This window comes from Streptomyces panacea (genome assembly GCF_040560175.1).
GTDB lineage: Bacteria > Actinomycetota > Actinomycetes > Streptomycetales > Streptomycetaceae > Streptomyces > Streptomyces panacea.
On record NZ_JARJHW010000040.1, the window covers coordinates 1 to 16,701 of the forward strand.

Here is a 16,701-nt window from a genome sequence, read left to right on the forward strand (position 1 = left end):
GTGGGCATCCCGGCCGACCCGACGTCGGCGTCCCCGTCCGGGTCCTGGTCGGACTCCCCGGACCCGTCCCCGTCCCCGTCGGTGATCTGACGGGTCCTCGCCGCGGACCGGGGCTCATCGGCCGGTCCGGAACCCCGCTGTGACGGCGACAGCGGGGGCAGCGGCACGGCGACCGCCACCAGAGCGCCGCCCGTACCGTCGCCGTCCCCGGCAGGATCAGTGGGACGGCGGCAGGGGCATCAGGGACAGGGCCGGCGCCATCGGCCGCCGTACCGTCCGCTTCGGCATCACCCCGGTGGCGATCAGCGCCCCGGCGGCGCGGGCGCTCAGCACCGAGGCCCCAACCCCCGGCGCCGATCGTGTCGTTGGCCGTCACCGGGCCCGGGGTGTGCCGGACGCCCGCAGCGCCCGCTGACTCCGCGAGCGCGGGCGCGGGCGCGTCGGTGGGCCCTCAGAACAGCCGCAGTTTGTCGTCCTCGATGCCCCGCAGCGCGTTGTAGTCCAGCACCACGCATCCGATGCCGCGGTCCGTCGCCAGTACGCGGGCCTGGGGCTTGATCTCCTGGGCCGCGAACAGGCCGCGGACCGGGGAGAGATGGGGGTCGCGGTTCAACAGGTCGAGGTAGCGGGTCAGTTGCTCCACGCCGTCTATGTCGCCGCGGCGTTTGATCTCGATCGCAACCGTCGCGCCGTCCGCGTCGCGGCAGAGGATGTCCACCGGGCCGATCGCGGTGGGGTACTCGCGGCGGATCAGGCTGTAGCCGTCGCCCAGTGTCTCGATGCGGTCGGCGAGGAGCTCCTGGAGGTGTGCTTCCACGCCATCCTTGATCAGGCCCGGATCGACCCCGAGTTCATGTGACGAGTCGTGGAGGATCTCCTCCATCGTGATGATCAGTTTCTCGCCCGCTTTGTTCACGACCGTCCATACTCCGACATCGTCGCCGGTGCCCTCTTTGAGGGTGCAGGGCGGAGACATCCAGTTGAGCGGTTTGTATGCCCTGTCGTCCGCGTGGATCGACACGCTCCCGTCAGCTTTGACCAGGATCAGACGGGGGGCGGTGGGCAGGTGGGCGGTGAGCCGGCCCGCGTAGTCGACGGAGCAGCGGGCGATGACGAGACGCATGGTCCGCAACGCTACTCGACTGTCGACGTTCGCCGCGATTCGCCCCTCAAGCCCCGTTCGTTTGTGGCCGGTTGTGTTCCCATTCGCCTGGTGCGGTCCGGACAGCGCGCATAACGTGGATGCAGGAGGTCGCCGGTCGTGCACGCTGCGTCGTCGTCTCCCCCTTCCCTGCCCGTAAGGCCCCATTTTGGTGGGGTCGCGAGAGGAGAACCCATGTCGCTCGACGTCTCACCGGCACTGTTGGAGCAGGCCGAGCGAGGCGAGGTCGACGAAGCCGAATTCGTCGACTGCGTCCGGACCTCCCTGCCTTTCGCGTGGGAGATGATCAGCTCCTTGGCGGCTCAGCTGAAGGTGGACGGCGGAGAGTTCGCCGACAACCAGACGCCGCCGCCGGACGAGCAGGCGCGTGGCCAGCTGCTGCGCGCGCTCGCCAGTGACGCGATCCGCGGTGCGCTTCAGCGCCACTTCGGAGTGCGTCTGGCATTCCAGAACTGTCACCGGGTCGCGGTGTTCCCGCTGGACCCCTCGGTCGACGAGAGGCTCGCCCGTTTCACTTCCATCAGGGGGCAGTTGCTCAACCAGTCCCCGGAGCTCCGGGACTGCTGACGGCTTCGGTCTGTCGGCGGATTCCTGGGCCGACTCAGGGATCCGCCGGACGACCGGCCCGATCTCGCCCGGCCCGGGTCTCGCGGGGCGGGGACCCCGTCCGGCGTCCGGCGTGAGTTCGACGCCGTGCCGCCGACGCCGGCCGCCGATGCCGTGAGGCCACGGCGTGATGCCGCCCCGCGCGCGGCTCCACGTGAGGACGGCGCCCGCACCGCCGTCCGCCTCAGCGCAGCTGCGGCAGCACCTCGGCCCCCATCCTCCGTACGTTCTCCTCCGTGGCCGCCAGGTCCCCGGAGCCCTCGACGAGCAGCGCGAAGCGTGTGATCCCGGTTCGTTCCGCGGTGGCCGCCAGACGGTCGGCGGCGAGCCGGGGAGGCCCCACCGGATGCAGACCGCACAGCAGCTCCGTGTACGCGACGGGATCGCGCATCGACCTCTGCCTGCCGTCCACCGTCACATGGGCGCCGAGCCCCTGCCTCAGCCAGCCCGGCATGGCCTTCACCAGCGTCTCGGTCGCCTCCGTACGGCCGTCGGCGATCTGCGCCACCCCCGCCGATACGTGCGCCGCGCCGTCGGCCTCGTCGGGCGGGTGGCCGGCGGCGATGGCGTGGGTACGCCAGAGGGCCACCATCTCGGCCTTCTCCTCGTCCCCGCAGTGCATCCCCAGCAGCATCGGCAGTCCCCGCTCGGCGGCCAGCCGCACGCTCTTCGCGGACGTGCACGCCACGACCACCTCGGGTCCGCCGGCGCCGTCGATCAACTCGTTGGGCCGTGGTACGACGGGGACTTCACGGAACCGGTAGCGCTCGCCGTCCGCCGACACCCGCGGTTCGCGCAGCCAGCGCAGCAGCAGGTCGAGCGACTCGGGGAAGTCCCGTTCGTACGCCTGGAGACCCGACCCGAAGACCTCCAGGTCGACCCACGGCCCGCCCCGGCCCACGCCGAGCGAGAAGCGCCCGCCGGAGAGCAGGTGCAGCAGCGCCGCCTGCTCGCCGAGCGCCACCGGATGTACGTTCGGCAACACGCTGACCGCCGTACCCACCCGTATGCGCCGGGTGCGTCCCAGCAGCAGGCCGGCCAGCGTCACCGCCGACGGGCAGGTGCCGTACGGCACGAAGTGGTGCTCGGCCAGCCAGACCGAGTCCAGTCCGGACTCCTCGGCGACCTCAGCCGTGCGCACCGCTCTGTGCAGTGCTTCCCCCTGGCCCTGGCCCGGGAACTGGGCCGCCAGTACAAAAGCTCCAACTCGCATCGCCTTCTGCCTCCTTGCGGCTGACGCGGCTCCCCCCTGCTGGCATTAACGTCTGACACGTGCCATGGGCACGGGCGCGGCGGAAGTTGTTGCGATTGTCCGCTAACTGCGCCGTGAGGGTGCCCTCGGTCCTGCGCCGCTCGGGCGTGCCACCGGGGGAGCGGCCCGTACGCTGGAGGGAACCGTGCTGTCAGCCCCGTGAGGTGTCATGTGTCCCCGCGCCGCAACCGCCCCCGAGGCGGCGAGACCCCGACCGACCACGCCGGAGAGGCGTCGCAACGGTACGGGGGCTTCCAGCGGACCGAGTCATGGCAGGGCGAGGAGTGGGCGGTGCGGGCCGTCGCCGGCGCGAGCGCCGGGGGCAAGCGGTACCGCTGCCCCGGCTGCGACCAGGAGATCCCCTCGGGTGTGCCGCACGTGGTGGCGTGGCCGGAGTACGGCGGCGTGGACGACCGGCGGCACTGGCACAAGGCGTGCTGGAACGCGAAGGACCGCCGCGCCTCGCGGGTGCAGCGGTCCCGTAACGCCCCGAAGTTCTGAGCCGGGCGCGTCAGCGCCCGCCCCAACCGCCCTTACACGTCACGCCGGTCGAGCGCGAGGAAGGCGAGGGCCAACACCACGGCCGTGACACCCGTCCCGATCAGCAGCGGGTCCCACCCGCTCGGCCCGGAACCGGTCATCGACGCGTCGTAGAGCACCGCGATCTGGCTCGGGATCGAGTACTCGAACAGGGCCTGCTGCACGTCCACCAGCGACGACGAGAACATGAACATCGCCAGCACCAGCGGCAGCAGCATCACCCCGATCATGATGGTGATCGCGCCCGCCGAGTGCCGGATGAGCGCGCCGACGGCCAGCGCCAGTAGGCCCAGCAGCCCCATGAAGAGGCCGACACCGATCGTGGCCCGCAGCCACTCCTCGCCCGTGGGCGCGCGGCCGTCCAGCAGCGCGACCTGGATCCCGCCCACCAGCGCCGCGGTCACCGTCGTGATCGTCAGGACGAGCAGGAAGAAGACGATCGACTTCGCCGCCAGCACCCGGCCCCGGCTGGGGCAGGCGGTCAGGGTGGTGCGGATCATGCCCGTGCCGTACTCGGACGCGATGGTCAGCACCCCCAGGGTGATCACACAGATCGAGCCCAGCAGTACGCCGAAGAAGCCCAGCGGCAGCGCCGACTCCTCATTGAGAGAGGTCTCCGTGAGAGAGACGGTCCAGGCCACGAGCACGCCGAGGCCCAGCATCAGGACGATCATGACGCCGAGCGTCCACATGGTCGAGCGGACGGAACGGATCTTGGTCCACTCCGAGGCCACCGCGTCACCGAGGGTGGCCGGGCGGACCGGGATCGGCGAGGTGTACGACCCGAGGGGCTGCCCGCCCTGCCAGATCGGGGCCTGCTGCTCGTTCGGGGCGGTCATCGGACGTCCTCGGTGGTGTCGGTCGCGCTCGGGGTCCCTGTCCCGGTCGCGGCGGGCTTCGCGTCGCTCTCGCTCGTGGTGAGCTTGATGAGGTCGGCGGCGGTCGCGGGTGCGGGTGCGGGCTTCGCGGGCACGGACGGATTCGCGGGCACCGCGGGCGTCGCGGGCGCGACCGCCGGTGTGTCCGTCGGCGCGTCCGTCGCGTACGGGTTCTCCCCGGGCGGCGGCGGCGGGTACCAGCCCCGCGTCGGCACGTCGGGCACGACCGGCGGCTCGTACAGCTGCACGGTGTAGCCCTGCTGCGGGGGCGGCTCGAAACCGGCGAGTTGATCGGCCGTCGAGCGGTAGTCCACGGCACCCTGCGTCAGCCGCATGTACGCCTCCTCCAGCGACGCCTGGTGCGGGGACAGCTCCCAGAGCCGTACGTCCGACTCGTGCGCCAGATCGCTGATGCGGGGCAGCGGCAGCCCGGTGACCCGCAGCGCGCCGTCCGGCTCGGACAGCACCTGGCCGCCCGCCTCGCCGAGCGCGGCGACCAGCTTCTCGCGGGCCCCGGGATCGGTCTGCGCGGGACGGATCCGCGCGAAGTCCGCCGAGTTGTGCGAGATGAAGTCCCTGACGCTCATGTCGGAGAGGAGCTGCCCGCGCCCGATGACGATCAGGTGCTCGGCGGTCACGGCCATCTCGCTCATCAGGTGCGAGGAGACGAAGACCGTACGGCCCTCGGCCGCCAGCTGCTTCATCAGATTGCGGACCCAGAGGATGCCCTCGGGGTCGAGCCCGTTCACCGGCTCGTCGAAGAGCAGCACCTGCGGGTCGCCGAGCAGCGCGGCGGCGATGCCGAGCCGCTGGCCCATGCCGAGGGAGTAGCCGTTGGAACGCCGCCGTGCCACGTCCTGGAGGCCCACCACGCCCAGTACCTCGTCGACCCGGGCCGCCGGGATACCGGAGAGCTGCGCGAGCGACAGCAGGTGGTTGCGCGCGCTGCGCCCGCCGTGCACCGCCTTGGCGTCGAGCAGCGCGCCGACCTGGCGGGGCGCGTTGGGAAGCTCGCGGAAAGGATGGCCGCCGACGGTCACATGACCGGAGGTCGGCCGGTCGAGACCGAGGATCATCCGCATCGTCGTCGACTTGCCCGAACCGTTGGGGCCCAGGAACCCGGTGACGGTACCGGGCCTCACCTGGAAGGAAAGGTTGTACACGGCCGTCTTGGCGCCGTAGCGCTTCGTCAGGCCGACTGCCTCGATCATTCTCCAGCCCCATCGACAGTTCAGTCAGGTGGTCGGGGCAGTGGCCGCTCCCGGCCGAAGGCCCCCGTTAGAGTTAGGAGGATATCCGGGCCTTGACGGTTCCGGCCAAGTCGTCACGACGGAGCGGCGGCGACGAGGTTCTCGGGACAGGGCTTGCGGCGACCGGGTTTCCGGGGGCGGGGCGTGCGGCGACAGCGCCTACGCGTCGCGCTTCTTCAGCACGAGGTAGCCGCCGGCCAGCGCGGCGGCGACCCACAGCACCATGATCCCCATGCCCTGCCAGGGACTGTACGGAGCCGGCGTCGAGTTCAGCGCGTCGGGAACCACCTGCATGATCTTGGAGCCCGCCTGGTCGGGGAAGTACTTGGCGACCTCCTTCGCCTTCGGTACGGAGGCGAGGATCTGCGAGACGAGGAAGAAGAACGGCATCAGGATGCCGAGCGACAGCATCGAGCTGCGCAGCATCGTCGCGACGCCCATCGAGAACAGCGCGATCAGCCCCATGTAGAGACCGCTGCCGATGACCGCGCGCAGCACGTCCGGCTCACCGATGGTCGTCCCGTGGTCGCCGAGCGCCGCCTGGCCGAGGAAGAACGAGACGAAGCCCGTGACCATCCCGACCCCCAGGGCCAGCGCCCCGGCGACCAGGAGCTTGCTGAAGAGGAACGTGCCCCGCTGCGGTACGGCGGCGAGCGAGGTGCGGATCATGCCCGAGCTGTACTCCGAGCCGACGACCAGGACGCCGAAGACCACCATCGCCAGCTGACCGAGGATCATCCCGGAGAAGCTCACGAACGTCGGGTCGAAGGTGACGCGCTCGGCGTCCGACAGATCGTCGAACGTGGAGCTGAACAGCAGGGAGAGACCGAAGCCCATCGCCACGGTCACGAGGAACGCGACGGCGAGGGTCCAGATCGTGGAGGAGACCGTACGGATCTTGGTCCACTCGGACTGGAGGACCGCTGGTACCGATGCCATGGGTCAGGCTCCCTTGCCCTGGTTGTCGTGCTGTCCCCACCGGGGACCCGGGGCCGTGTTGGCCGCCGGGGCCACACCGTCGCCGCCGGAATGGGCGTGGTACTCGACCGACTCGGCCGTCATCTGCATGAACGCCTCTTCCAGCGAGGCGCGTTGGGAGCTCAGCTCATGCAGCGTGAGCTGGTGCCGGGCGGCCAGGTCGCCGATCTCCTCGGCGGTGGAGCCGTCGATCTCCAGCGTGCCGTCGGCCGCCTCCACGACGGAGAGACCGCCCTCGTGCAGCGCGTCGCGCATCTGCTCCCGCTGCGGGGAGCGGAGCCGTACGAAACTGCGTGAGTTCTCCTGGATGAAATCGGCCATCGAGGTGTTCGCCAGGAGTTTCCCCTGACCGATCACGATCAAGTGATCGGCGGTCAGCGCCATTTCACTCATCAGATGGCTGGAGACGAAGATCGTCCGGCCCTGGCCCGCGAGGGCTTTCATCAGGTTGCGAATCCAGTGAATGCCCTCGGGGTCCAGACCATTCACCGGCTCGTCGAACATCAGGATCTCGGGATCACCGAGCAGCGCCGCCGCGATTCCCAGCCGTTGGCCCATACCAAGTGAGAAGCCTTTCGACTTCTGTTTGGCCACGGCGGTCAGACCGACGGTGTCCAGGACCTCGTTGACCCGGCTCACCGGGATGCGATTGCTCTGGGCCAGACACAGGAGGTTGTTGTACGCGCTCCGCCCGCCGTGCATCGCCTTCGCGTCGAGCAGCGCGCCGATGTACTTCACCGGCTCCGAGAGCTCCCGGTAGTGCTTCCCGTCGATCCGGACCGATCCACCGGTCGGGATGTCCAGGTCGAGCATCATCCGCATCGTCGTCGACTTGCCGGCTCCGTTGGGTCCCAGAAAACCCGTCACCACCCCTGGCCGGACCTGGAAGGAGAGGTGGTCGACCGCGATCTTCTTCCCGAAACGTTTGGTGAGCCCTTCGACCTCGATCATGCGGACAACCTATGGGCGCGCAAAGCCCCCCGCCACTCCACTGGCGGGGGGCTTGCACGATCGTTACTTACGGAACGGATCCGTCTATCAGCCGTACATCGGCCGTCCAGCTCCCGGGCTGACCCAGGGCCTGTCGTTCGGATCTTGCCGGGCTCGCGGGCGGACGGCGCTACTTCGAAGCCACGACCTAGCGCGACTGCTGCGCCGGGACCCCGCGGGAGATCGGCTCGTCCTCGGCGGGCGTACCCGCCGCGGCGACGGCCGCACCGGTCAGCGTGGCCAGCATCTCGCGGACGTTGGTCAGCTGGGCGTTGATCGAGTCGCGGCGGTTGGTGAGCGCCGCCAGCTCGCGCTCCGATTCGCTGCGGATCCGGTCGGCCTTGGCGTTCGCGTCGGCCACGATGTCCTCGGCCTGGCGCTGCGCGGTCTCCACCGTCTGACGGGCGCGACGCTCCGCGTCCGTACGGAGCTTCTCCGCCTCCAGACGCAGCTGCTCGGCGCGGTGCTCGATCTCCGCCAGGCGCTTCTCGGCCTTCGCCTGACGCGAGGCCAGGTCACGCTCGGACTGCTCACGCCGCTTGGCGAGATTCGTCTCGAAGTCCGCAGCGGCCTGGGCGGCCTTGGCGCGGGTCTCCTCGAAGAGCGCGTCCGCCTCCTCGCGCTTCTGCTGCGCGTCCTTCTGCGCCTCGGAACGCAGGGTCGAGGCCTCGCCCTTCGCCTTCTCGACGATGCGGACGCCCTCGTCCTCGGCCTTCGCCTTGCGCTCGGCGGAGAACGCCTCGGCGTCGTTGCGCACCTGCTGGGCCGCCGACTCGGCGAGCTCACGGTGCTGCTCGGCCGCGCGACGGGCCTCTTCACGCAGGTCCTTCGCCTCCTCCTCGGCGAGGCGGAGAATCTTCTCAACACGCGCTCCCAGGCCGGCGTACGACGGCTCCGCGTCGGAGACCTGGGCCTGAGCGTTCTGCGTTTCGAGGTGGAGCTCCTCGATGCGCTTTTCCAGTGCGGTGATCCGTGCGAGAGCGCTGTCACGGTCGGCGACGAGTTTGGTAATGCGGTCATCCACCTGACCGCGGTCGTAACCACGCCGCACGAGCTCGAAGCCGAATGGGGAGGAAGTGTCGCTCATGGGGTTCCTGTCGAATGAGACCGGTGAGGTGATAGGGGGAATCCTAGGGGCCGAAGCGGCGTGTCATCGAGCGGATGCCGGTTTGATCTGGAGAATGTCCAGCCTTTTGAGTGGTAAGGGCCTGTCGTGTGGAACTTGCCGGGCTCGCGTGCCCCGGCACGCACGCTCTCCGCGTTGTCGTCGGTCGGCATGGTTCCGACATGCCTCCCTCCTCCGCCTTCGCGATCGCACGCACCAGACCTCGCTCATTGATCCGGCCTGTTCCACACGACAGGACCTAGCTGTCGGACGGCTTGCCACCCGAACGGGTAACACCCGCTGCCGCACCCGCCTTGACGCTACCCCCGCCGGCGCCGCCACCTGAACCCGTCTTGCCACTCGCGGCAGGTGTTTCAAAGGATTCCAACGCTTCCAACACGTCCTGGACACGGGAGATCTCGGTCTGGATGTCCTCGCGCCTGCGTACCAGGACATCGAGTTCACGTCTCCCCTCCTCGACGGTGCGGGTGGCCTCCGCCTCGGCGTCGGCCCGCAGCTTCTCGCCCTCGCGGGTCAGGTCGGCCTTCTTCTGCTCCGCTTCCTTCAGCAGCGCCTCGGCCTTCTTCACCGCCGCGATCCGGACCTTGCTCGCTTCCGAACCGGCGTCCGCCACCAGGGACTTGGCCTTCTGCTCGGCCTCCACCTGCTGTTCGGTGGCCGCCTTGACCAGCTTGTCGACGCGTTCGCCCGCGTTCTTCATCTGCTCGGCCGTCTCGCGGCGCGCCCGGTCGTGGAGCTGGTCGATCTCGCCCTCGACCCGCGCCCGCAACTCCTCGGTGCGCTCGCGGATGGCCGTGGAGTCCCGGCGCGCGCCGACGAGCAGTTCGTCGGCGTCCGTACGGGCCTTCTCCACCAGGGAGTTGCCCTCGACCGTCGCGTCCGACGTGATGCGCGCGGCCTCGGAGCGCGCGGCGCCCACCATCGTGTCGGCCTGCGCCTCGGCCTCGGTGGCGGCGCGCAACGCCTCCTCCTGGGCCTTGTTGATGAGCTGGTCGGCCTGCTCGGCCGCGTCGGCACGGCGCTTGGCGGCGCTCGCACGCGCGTCGTCGAGCAGCCGGTCCGACTCCGTGATGGCCTCGCTGACGGTCCGTTCGGCCATGACCTCGGCGTCCGACCTGATCTGCGCGGCCTCCGTGCGGAGCCGTTCGGCCGCCCGCTGGGCCGAGTTGACGGTCTCGGCGGCCTCGGCGCGCATGCGCTCCGACTCGTTCGACGCCTCGCCGATGAGCCGGTCCGCCTGCTCCGCGGCGTCGCCCCGGATGCGGTTGGCGTCGTCGCGCGCCTCCTGGCGGGCGCGGGCCGCGTCCTGCTCGGCGGCGGCCAGCGAGTCCGACGCCTCGGTCCGTACGCGCTGCGCGTAGTCGGAGCTCTCCGCGCGCAGCCGCTCCGCCTCGGTGACGGCCTCGCCCACGGTGCCCTCGGCCAGCGCCTGGGCGGCGTCCGTCTCCTCCTGGGCGCGGGTTCGCAGCCGTGTCGCGTCCTCAGCGGCGCGCTCGCGCTCGGCGTACGCGTCGGAGCGGACCCGGTCCGCCTCCTCCTGCGCCTCCGACCTCGTACGTTCCGCGGCATGCTCGGCGGCGGAGCGCAGTCCGGCGATCTCCTGCTCGGCCTGGTCGTGCAGCCCGGCGACCGCGTCCCGTACCTGCTGCGCCGTCTGCTCGGCGGCCGAGACCATCTCCGTGGCGCGGAAATCGGCCTCCTCGACCAGCCGCGCCGCCTCGGTCTGCGCCTCGTCGACCCGCTTACGGGCCGACGCCAGCAGGTCCTCGCTCTGCTCGCGGGCCCGCTCGCGCTCCTGGTCCGCCTCCGAACGGGCCGAAGCCAGCAGCTCCTCGGCCTCACGCCGGCGGCGGGCCGCCTCCTCCCGCGCGGCGTCCAGCGCCTCGGCGGCCTCGGCCCCCACGCGCTCGGCCGCGGCGGCGGCCTCGGCGCGCAGCCGGTCCGCGCTCTCCTGGGCCTCGGACTTGATCCGCTCGGCCTCCTGGGCGGCCTCGTCCCGCAGCCGTACGGCGGTCGACTCGCCCTCCGCGCGGGAGCGGCCGGCGTCCTCGGCCGCCTCGTCCCGCAGCCGCTCGGCCTCCTGCTCGGCCTGGGCCTGGAGCGTGCGCAGCCGCTCGGCGGCCTCCGCGCGCAGCCGCTCCGTCTCCTCGGCGGCCTCGCGGCGGATCCGCTCGCTCTCGGCGCGCGCGTCGGTCAGCGCCGACCCCGCGCCGCTCAGGCGCTGTTCGGCCTCGGTGTGCAGTCGGGTCAGCTCGTCGGACGCCTCGTCCTTACGGGCCTCGACACCCCGCTCGGTCTCCGCGCGCAGCTCGACCGCGGCCTGCTCGGCGGCGGCCTTCGTCGCCTCGGCCTGCTCCTCGCCCTCGGCGCGCAGCCGGTCGGCCTCGGCGCGGGTGCGCTCCAGCGTCTCCTCGGCCTGCTTGCGCAGCGTCGTGGCGCGCTCGATGGCCTCCGTACGGACGCGCTCGCTGTCCGAGGACGCGCTGGCGCGCATCTCGTCGGCGTCCGCGCGGGACTTCGTCAGCAGCTCCTCGGCGGTGCTGGCCGCCTCCTCGATCTGCTGGACGGCCTCACGGCGCGCCTCGCCGCGGATGCGCTCGCCCTCGGCGACGGCCTCGGACCGCAGGGTCTCCGCCTCGCCGCGCAGCCGGCGCGCCTCCTCCTGGAGCTCGACCGTCTTGGCGCGGTACTCCTTGGTGTCGTCCTTGGCCGCGCCCTTGAGCTGGTCGGCCTGCTCGGCCGCCTCGCCGCGCAGCCGGTCCGCCTCGGCGTCGGCCTCGCGGCGGATCCGCTCGGCCTCCTCGCTCGCGGCACGGGTGGTCGCCCTGGCGTCGTCGGACGCCTTGGTGAGGACCTCCTCGGCCGAACGGGCCGCCTTGGCCAACTGGGCCGCGGAGTCCTCCGCGGCGGCCGTACGGGCCTTCTCGGCGGCCTCGGTGACCATCTTCTCGGACGTGGCGCGGGCGTCGGCGAGCGCCTGCTCGGCCTCCGCCTTCAGCGCCTCCGACTCCTTCGTCGCCTCGCCGACGAGCCGGGCGATCTCGGACTTGGCGGTACGGGTGCGCTGCTCGTACTGGGTCTCGGCGCCGGCCAGCCGCTTGACCGCGGTCTCCTTGGCCTCGGTGACGAGCTTCTCGGACTCGGCGCGGGCCTCGCGCAGCCGCTCGTCCGCCTCCTGTATGCGCTGGTCGGCCGACCGGCTCAGCTCACCGGCCTGCCGGCGCGCCAGGTCGGACTCGGCCGTGGTCGTCGTACGGAGCTGCTCGGCGTGGCTGGTAGCCTCCTGCGCCTGCGTGGAGGCGGCGTTGAGCAGCCGCTCGGCGTCCTTGCGGGCGCGCTGCAGAATCGCCTCGGCCTCGGCGCGGGCGGTCTCGGACTCGGCGCCCAGCCGGCGGCGGGCCTCCTCGGCGACCCGGGTGGCCTCGGCGCGCGCGGCGGACAGGGACTTCTCGGCCTCGGCGCGCGACTCGTCCAGCAGTCTGCGGGCCTGCGTCTCCGTACGGCCGCGCAACTGCTCGGCCCAGGCGACGTTCTCGTTGACGTGCGACTCGACGGTCTGGCGGCGCTCGGCCAGCTCCTGGTCGAGCCGCTGGCGGCGCTGGACGGCCTCGGCGTGCAGCTCGGCCTGGAGCCTGGCCTGGTGCTCGGCGTGCTCCTGGAGGATGCGCTGCGTCTGCGCGCGGGCGTCGCGCAGCTCGCGTTCGGCGTCGGTGCGCAGCTGGTCGGCCTGGATCTGCGCGTTGCGGAGCATCTGCTCGGCCTGATAGCCGAGGTCGGCGTTGTCGTAGGAGGGCCGGGACGCGAGACTGCGGCGCGCCTCGTGGAGTTTCGCGCGCAGCACTTCGACCTGGTAACCGAGGTCCTCGGCGTGCTGGACGGCCTTCTCCCGCGCGGTCTTCAGCCGATCCATCTCGGCTTCGAACCGCGAAAGGTGGTCGTCGTCAGCTCGGTGGCTCTCCTGGCGTTCGTAGCCCCGCACTGCGCGGTCCCATCCGTCCCCTGGTCGCAACTCTGCAATAGGTACCGCCCGACGGGCGAACGGCCCCCCGGGGAATGGTGACAGATCATCGGTCGAGGCGCCGCCCCGACCCGGCCCCGGCCCGGAGCGGCCCACTCTACCGGGCCGGGAATCGTTCGGGTCAGTGCTCCGAAGGCTTCGCGGCGGAGGTGACGAGTTCCGTCAGGACGCCGTGGCAGTCCTTGGGGTGCAGAAACGTGATGCGGGAGCCCATCGAGCCGGTGCGCGGCTCGTCGTACAGAACCCGCACACCCTTCTCACGGATGGCCTCCGAGTCGCCGTCGACGTCGGCGGTGCCGAAGGCGATGTGGTGCACGCCCTCGCCGTTCTTGGCCAGCCACTTGCCCACGGCCGAGTCCTCGCGGGTCGGTTCGAGCAGTTGGAGGTAGGAGGCCCCGCCGTCGGAGGTCTCGTTGATCTTGAGCATGGCCTCCCGTACGCCCTGCTCCTCGTTGATCTCGGTGTGGAACACCTCGAAGCCGTAGGTGGCCCGGTAGAACTCGACGGTCGCGTCGAGATCGTGGCAGGCGATTCCGATGTGGTCGATTCGCGTCAGCATCCGCATAGTGCAGCGCCTGCGGCCCGGTTACGCAACGTGCGCGCTGTCACACTCGCGGCCGGGTGACCCGGGACCTGTGCGCTCAGTACATTTGGTGAACCCTCGTTAACCCTCAATCCTCAGGCAAAGGGGTCGCATCTCATGCCGGATTCGAACACCACCACTTCCGTCGTCGTCGCCGGTGCCCGTACGCCCATGGGCAGGCTGCTCGGATCGCTGAAGTCCTTCTCCGGTGCCGACCTCGGCGGCTTCGCCATCAAGGCCGCGCTGGAGCGGGCCGGCGTCACCGGCGAGCAGGTGCAGTACGTGATCATGGGGCAGGTGCTCCAGGCCGGGGCGGGGCAGATCCCGGCGCGCCAGGCCGCCGTCAAGGCCGGCATCCCGATGAACGTCCCGGCGCTGACGATCAACAAGGTCTGCCTCTCCGGCCTCGACGCCATCGCGCTGGCCGACCAGCTGATCCGCGCGGGCGAGTTCGACATCGTGGTCGCCGGCGGCCAGGAGTCCATGACCAACGCGCCGCATCTGCTGCCGAAGTCCCGTGAGGGTTACAAGTACGGCGCGATCGAGATGCTGGACGCGATGGCGCACGACGGTCTGACCGACCCCTTCGAGTCCATCGCGATGGGCGCCTCCACGGAGAAGCACAACACCCGCCTCGCCATCGCCAGGCCGGAGCAGGACGAGGTGGCGGCACAGTCCCACCAGCGGGCCGCCGCCGCGCAGAAGAACGGTGTCTTCCAGGCCGAGATCACGCCCGTCGAGATCCCGCAGCGCAAGGGCGACCCGGTGATCTTCGACCAGGACGAGGGCATCCGCCCCGAGACCACCGTCGAGTCCCTGGGCCGGCTGCGCCCCGCCTTCGCCAAGGACGGCACGATCACGGCGGGCTCCTCGTCGCAGATCTCCGACGGCGCGGCGGCGGTGGTGGTCATGAGCAAGGCCAAGGCGCTGGAGCTGGGCCTGGAGTGGATCGCGGAGATCGGCGCGCACGGCAATGTGGCGGGGCCGGACAACTCGCTCCAGTCGCAGCCGGCCAACGCGATCAGGCACGCCCTGCGGAAGGAGGGCATCGGGGTCGAGGACCTGGACCTGATCGAGATGAACGAGGCCTTCGCCGCGGTCGCCGTCCAGTCGACCAAGGAGCTGGGTGTGTCCCCTGAAAGGGTGAACGTGAACGGCGGTGCCATCGCGCTGGGCCACCCGATCGGTATGTCCGGCGCCCGGCTGGTGCTGCACCTGGCGCTCGAACTGCGGCGGCGCGGCGGCGGGGTCGGCGCGGCGGCGCTGTGCGGCGGCGGCGGGCAGGGCGACGCGCTGATCGTACGGGTGCCGAGGGTCTAGGTCGTGTCCTCGAAGTAGCGCCGTCCGCCGGCAGGGCAGGCGGGACTTTGAAGACACGGCCCAGATCCCTCATTCCCACCCCCAGCAACCAGGAACGGAGCGCGGTACGGATGACGGTGGACGTCCCCCAGCTGGTGGCCCAGGCACGGGAGGGCCGGCCCAGGGCCGTGGCCCGGCTGATCTCACTGGTCGAAGGGGCGTCGCCGCAACTGCGCGAGGTGATGGCCGCGTTGGCGCCCCTGGCGGGCGGCGCGTACGTCGTCGGGCTCACCGGCTCGCCCGGTGTCGGCAAGTCGACATCGACGTCCGCGCTGGTGTCCGCGTACCGGAAGGCGGGCAAGCGGGTCGGCGTGCTGGCCGTCGACCCGTCGTCCCCCTTCTCCGGGGGAGCGCTGCTGGGCGACCGGGTCCGGATGTCCGACCACGCGTCGGACCCCGGCGTCTACATCCGCTCCATGGCGACCCGCGGCCATCTCGGCGGGCTCGCCTGGTCGGCGCCGCAGGCGATCCGGGTGCTCGACGCGGCCGGCTGCGACGTGATCCTGGTGGAGACCGTCGGGGTCGGGCAGTCGGAGGTGGAGATCGCCTCGCAGGCGGACACCTCGGTGGTGCTGCTCGCCCCCGGTATGGGGGACGGTATCCAGGCGGCCAAGGCCGGGATCCTGGAGATCGGTGACATCTACGTCGTCAACAAGGCGGACCGGGACGGCGCCGACGCGACCGCCCGCGAGCTGAACCACATGCTCGGCCTCGGCGAGGCCCGCGGCCCCGCGGACTGGCGCCCACCGATCGTCAAGACCGTGGCGGCGCGGAACGAGGGCATCGACGAGGTCGTCGACGCGCTGGAGAAGCACCGCGCGTGGCTGGAGAAGCACGGCGTCCTCACCGAACGGCGCGCGCGGCGCGCGGCCCGCGAGGTGGAGACCATCGCCGTCACGGCGCTCCGCGAACGCATCGACGACCTGCGCGGCGACCGGCGCCTGGGCGCTCTGGCGCGGCGGATCGTCGCGGGCGAACTGGACCCGTACGCGGCGGCGGACGAACTGGTGGCGGGCCTGACGGGCGGCTGACGCGAGAAGCCGGTGGCGGAGGAGCGGAATCTCCTCTGCCACCGGCCGTTCCGGGCGACGCCGCCGGCGTCAGGTGCCGTACGGGAGATGTCAGTCGTCGTCGCCGTCGTCGTCACCGCGGTCGTCGTGACCGTCGTCGTCCCGGCCGTCGTCACCGTGGTCGTCGTTCTCGTTGTCGCGGTCGTCCGCGCGGTCGTCCCGGTCGTCACCGTCGTCGTCGCGGTCCGCCGCCACCGCGCCGGACGACATGTCGACCGTCACCGCGTGCGAACGGCCGTCGTCGCCCCGCACCGTCACCTCCCAGTGGTCGGCCTTGCGGTCGTCGTCGTCCGCGTCGATCGACGTCACGGCGCCGGGGTGCTTCTTCAGCGCCGCAGCCGCCGCTCCCCGGGCGTCCACCTCGGCGCCGCGCACCGCGGCACGCTCCCGGCGGTCGTCGTCGTCACGGTCGTCGTCGTCGTTGTCCGCGCGGACCGCGCCGGTCGAGGAGTCGACCCGCAGCTCGTACGACGTGCCGTCCTGGCCGATGATGTCGACCTCCCAGTGGCGCCCGGCGGACGAGCCGCCGTCGTCGTCACCGTCGTCGTCCAGGTCGACGGACTCCACCTTGCCCGGGTGCTTCTTCAGTGCCGCCGCCGCGGCCTGCTCGGCGGTGACCTTCGGGCCCGCCGCCGGGGTGTTGAAGTCGTCCTCGCCGTTGCCTCGGTCATCCCTGTCGTCGTCGCGGTCGTCCTTCCCGGCGCCCGCACCGTTCACCAGTGACGCCGATGAGACCGTCTTCGGCGCGGTGTCCGCGCCGGTGTCGGTGGCTCCCATGGCGACCGCGGTGTACGTGCCCCCGCCGATCAGAGCTGCGGCGGTGATGGCGGCGATGACAAGATTGCGCTTCATGAGGGTTCCTCCCCGTCGGGCCGTTTCGCTTGACCTC

General features: G+C 71.3%; 14 protein-coding genes. 4 read left to right on the plus strand and 10 right to left on the minus strand.

Features of this window, described 5'->3' with window-relative positions; translation table 11 throughout:
- Nucleotides 1-451: 451 nt before the first annotated feature.
- Entirely contained in the window at nt 452-1,123 is a 672-nt protein-coding gene (nucS, locus tag P3L51_RS12650) for an endonuclease NucS (protein ID WP_354605251.1), read from the minus strand.
- A 213-nt stretch (nt 1,124-1,336) separates the two neighbouring features.
- On the opposite strand from nucS, the gene P3L51_RS12655 reads away from it, so the two are divergent.
- The gene (locus tag P3L51_RS12655) at nt 1,337-1,729 is read left to right on the plus strand and encodes an SCO5389 family protein (RefSeq protein WP_354605252.1); all 393 of its coding nucleotides are present in this window, start codon (nt 1,337-1,339) and stop codon (nt 1,727-1,729) included.
- 223 nt (nt 1,730-1,952) lie between these two features.
- On the opposite strand, the gene P3L51_RS12660 is transcribed toward P3L51_RS12655, so the two are convergent.
- Nucleotides 1,953-2,981 (minus strand): LLM class flavin-dependent oxidoreductase, encoded by a 1,029-nt coding sequence (locus P3L51_RS12660; protein ID WP_354605253.1) that lies wholly within the window; start codon nt 2,979-2,981, stop codon nt 1,953-1,955.
- Between the two features lie 210 nt (nt 2,982-3,191).
- Between P3L51_RS12660 and P3L51_RS12665 the strand changes: the two genes are divergently transcribed.
- A complete protein-coding gene (locus tag P3L51_RS12665) occupies nt 3,192-3,521 on the plus strand; it encodes an Rv1322 family protein (RefSeq protein WP_354605254.1) in 330 nt (109 codons plus the stop codon).
- 32 nt (nt 3,522-3,553) lie between these two features.
- Here the strand turns inward: P3L51_RS12665 and P3L51_RS12670 are convergent, their stop codons facing one another.
- From P3L51_RS12670 to mce, 7 genes are all read right to left on the minus strand, one after another.
- Nucleotides 3,554-4,399, minus strand: coding sequence for an ABC transporter permease subunit (locus P3L51_RS12670; RefSeq protein ID WP_354605255.1), 846 nt, complete (start codon nt 4,397-4,399; stop codon nt 3,554-3,556).
- Nucleotides 4,396-5,649, minus strand: a complete 1,254-nt coding sequence (locus P3L51_RS12675) for an ABC transporter ATP-binding protein (RefSeq protein ID WP_354605256.1) — start codon at nt 5,647-5,649, stop codon at nt 4,396-4,398. The genes P3L51_RS12670 and P3L51_RS12675 overlap by 4 nt, the downstream gene beginning before the upstream one ends.
- Before the next feature lie 198 nt (nt 5,650-5,847).
- Entirely contained in the window at nt 5,848-6,627 is a 780-nt protein-coding gene (locus P3L51_RS12680) for an ABC transporter permease (RefSeq protein ID WP_354605257.1), read from the minus strand.
- Between the two features lie 3 nt (nt 6,628-6,630).
- The gene (locus P3L51_RS12685) at nt 6,631-7,617 is read right to left on the minus strand and encodes an ATP-binding cassette domain-containing protein (RefSeq protein ID WP_354605258.1); all 987 of its coding nucleotides are present in this window, start codon (nt 7,615-7,617) and stop codon (nt 6,631-6,633) included.
- Nucleotides 7,618-7,804: 187 nt separating this feature from the next.
- Nucleotides 7,805-8,743, minus strand: coding sequence for a coiled-coil domain-containing protein (locus P3L51_RS12690; RefSeq protein ID WP_354605259.1), 939 nt, complete (start codon nt 8,741-8,743; stop codon nt 7,805-7,807).
- 277 nt (nt 8,744-9,020) lie between these two features.
- Entirely contained in the window at nt 9,021-12,761 is a 3,741-nt protein-coding gene (gene scy / locus P3L51_RS12695; RefSeq protein WP_354605260.1) for a polarized growth protein Scy, read from the minus strand.
- Between the two features lie 160 nt (nt 12,762-12,921).
- The gene (mce, locus tag P3L51_RS12700) at nt 12,922-13,359 is read right to left on the minus strand and encodes a methylmalonyl-CoA epimerase (RefSeq protein WP_354605261.1); all 438 of its coding nucleotides are present in this window, start codon (nt 13,357-13,359) and stop codon (nt 12,922-12,924) included.
- Nucleotides 13,360-13,500: 141 nt separating this feature from the next.
- Here mce and P3L51_RS12705 point away from each other — a divergent pair, with 141 nt between their 5' ends.
- A complete protein-coding gene (locus P3L51_RS12705) occupies nt 13,501-14,703 on the plus strand; it encodes an acetyl-CoA C-acetyltransferase (protein WP_354605262.1) in 1,203 nt (400 codons plus the stop codon).
- A gap of 110 nt (nt 14,704-14,813) precedes the next feature.
- Nucleotides 14,814-15,773: a methylmalonyl Co-A mutase-associated GTPase MeaB gene (meaB, locus tag P3L51_RS12710; RefSeq protein ID WP_354605263.1), complete on the plus strand. Its 960-nt coding sequence runs from the start codon at nt 14,814-14,816 to the stop codon at nt 15,771-15,773.
- Between the two features lie 90 nt (nt 15,774-15,863).
- Here meaB and P3L51_RS12715 read toward each other — a convergent pair whose 3' ends face one another.
- Entirely contained in the window at nt 15,864-16,664 is an 801-nt protein-coding gene (locus tag P3L51_RS12715) for a PepSY domain-containing protein (protein WP_354605264.1), read from the minus strand.
- Nucleotides 16,665-16,701 lie beyond the last annotated feature (37 nt).

Bases quoted from the DNA above. Each gene is read 5' to 3' on its own strand.
- P3L51_RS12690 (WP_354605259.1), bottom strand. From the start codon at position 8,743: ATGAGCGACACTTCCTCCCCATTCGGCTTCGAGCTCGTGCGGCGTGGT.
- P3L51_RS12715 (WP_354605264.1), bottom strand. From the start codon at position 16,664: ATGAAGCGCAATCTTGTCATCGCCGCCATCACCGCCGCAGCTCTGATC.
- P3L51_RS12680 (WP_354605257.1), bottom strand. From the start codon at position 6,627: ATGGCATCGGTACCAGCGGTCCTCCAGTCCGAGTGGACCAAGATCCGT.
- P3L51_RS12670 (WP_354605255.1), bottom strand. From the start codon at position 4,399: ATGACCGCCCCGAACGAGCAGCAGGCCCCGATCTGGCAGGGCGGGCAG.
- P3L51_RS12705 (WP_354605262.1), top strand. From the start codon at position 13,501: ATGCCGGATTCGAACACCACCACTTCCGTCGTCGTCGCCGGTGCCCGT.
- P3L51_RS12675 (WP_354605256.1), bottom strand. From the start codon at position 5,649: ATGATCGAGGCAGTCGGCCTGACGAAGCGCTACGGCGCCAAGACGGCC.
- P3L51_RS12655 (WP_354605252.1), top strand. From the start codon at position 1,337: ATGTCGCTCGACGTCTCACCGGCACTGTTGGAGCAGGCCGAGCGAGGC.
- P3L51_RS12660 (WP_354605253.1), bottom strand. From the start codon at position 2,981: ATGCGAGTTGGAGCTTTTGTACTGGCGGCCCAGTTCCCGGGCCAGGGC.
- nucS (WP_354605251.1), bottom strand. From the start codon at position 1,123: ATGCGTCTCGTCATCGCCCGCTGCTCCGTCGACTACGCGGGCCGGCTC.
- P3L51_RS12685 (WP_354605258.1), bottom strand. From the start codon at position 7,617: ATGATCGAGGTCGAAGGGCTCACCAAACGTTTCGGGAAGAAGATCGCG.
- mce (WP_354605261.1), bottom strand. From the start codon at position 13,359: ATGCTGACGCGAATCGACCACATCGGAATCGCCTGCCACGATCTCGAC.
- meaB (WP_354605263.1), top strand. From the start codon at position 14,814: ATGACGGTGGACGTCCCCCAGCTGGTGGCCCAGGCACGGGAGGGCCGG.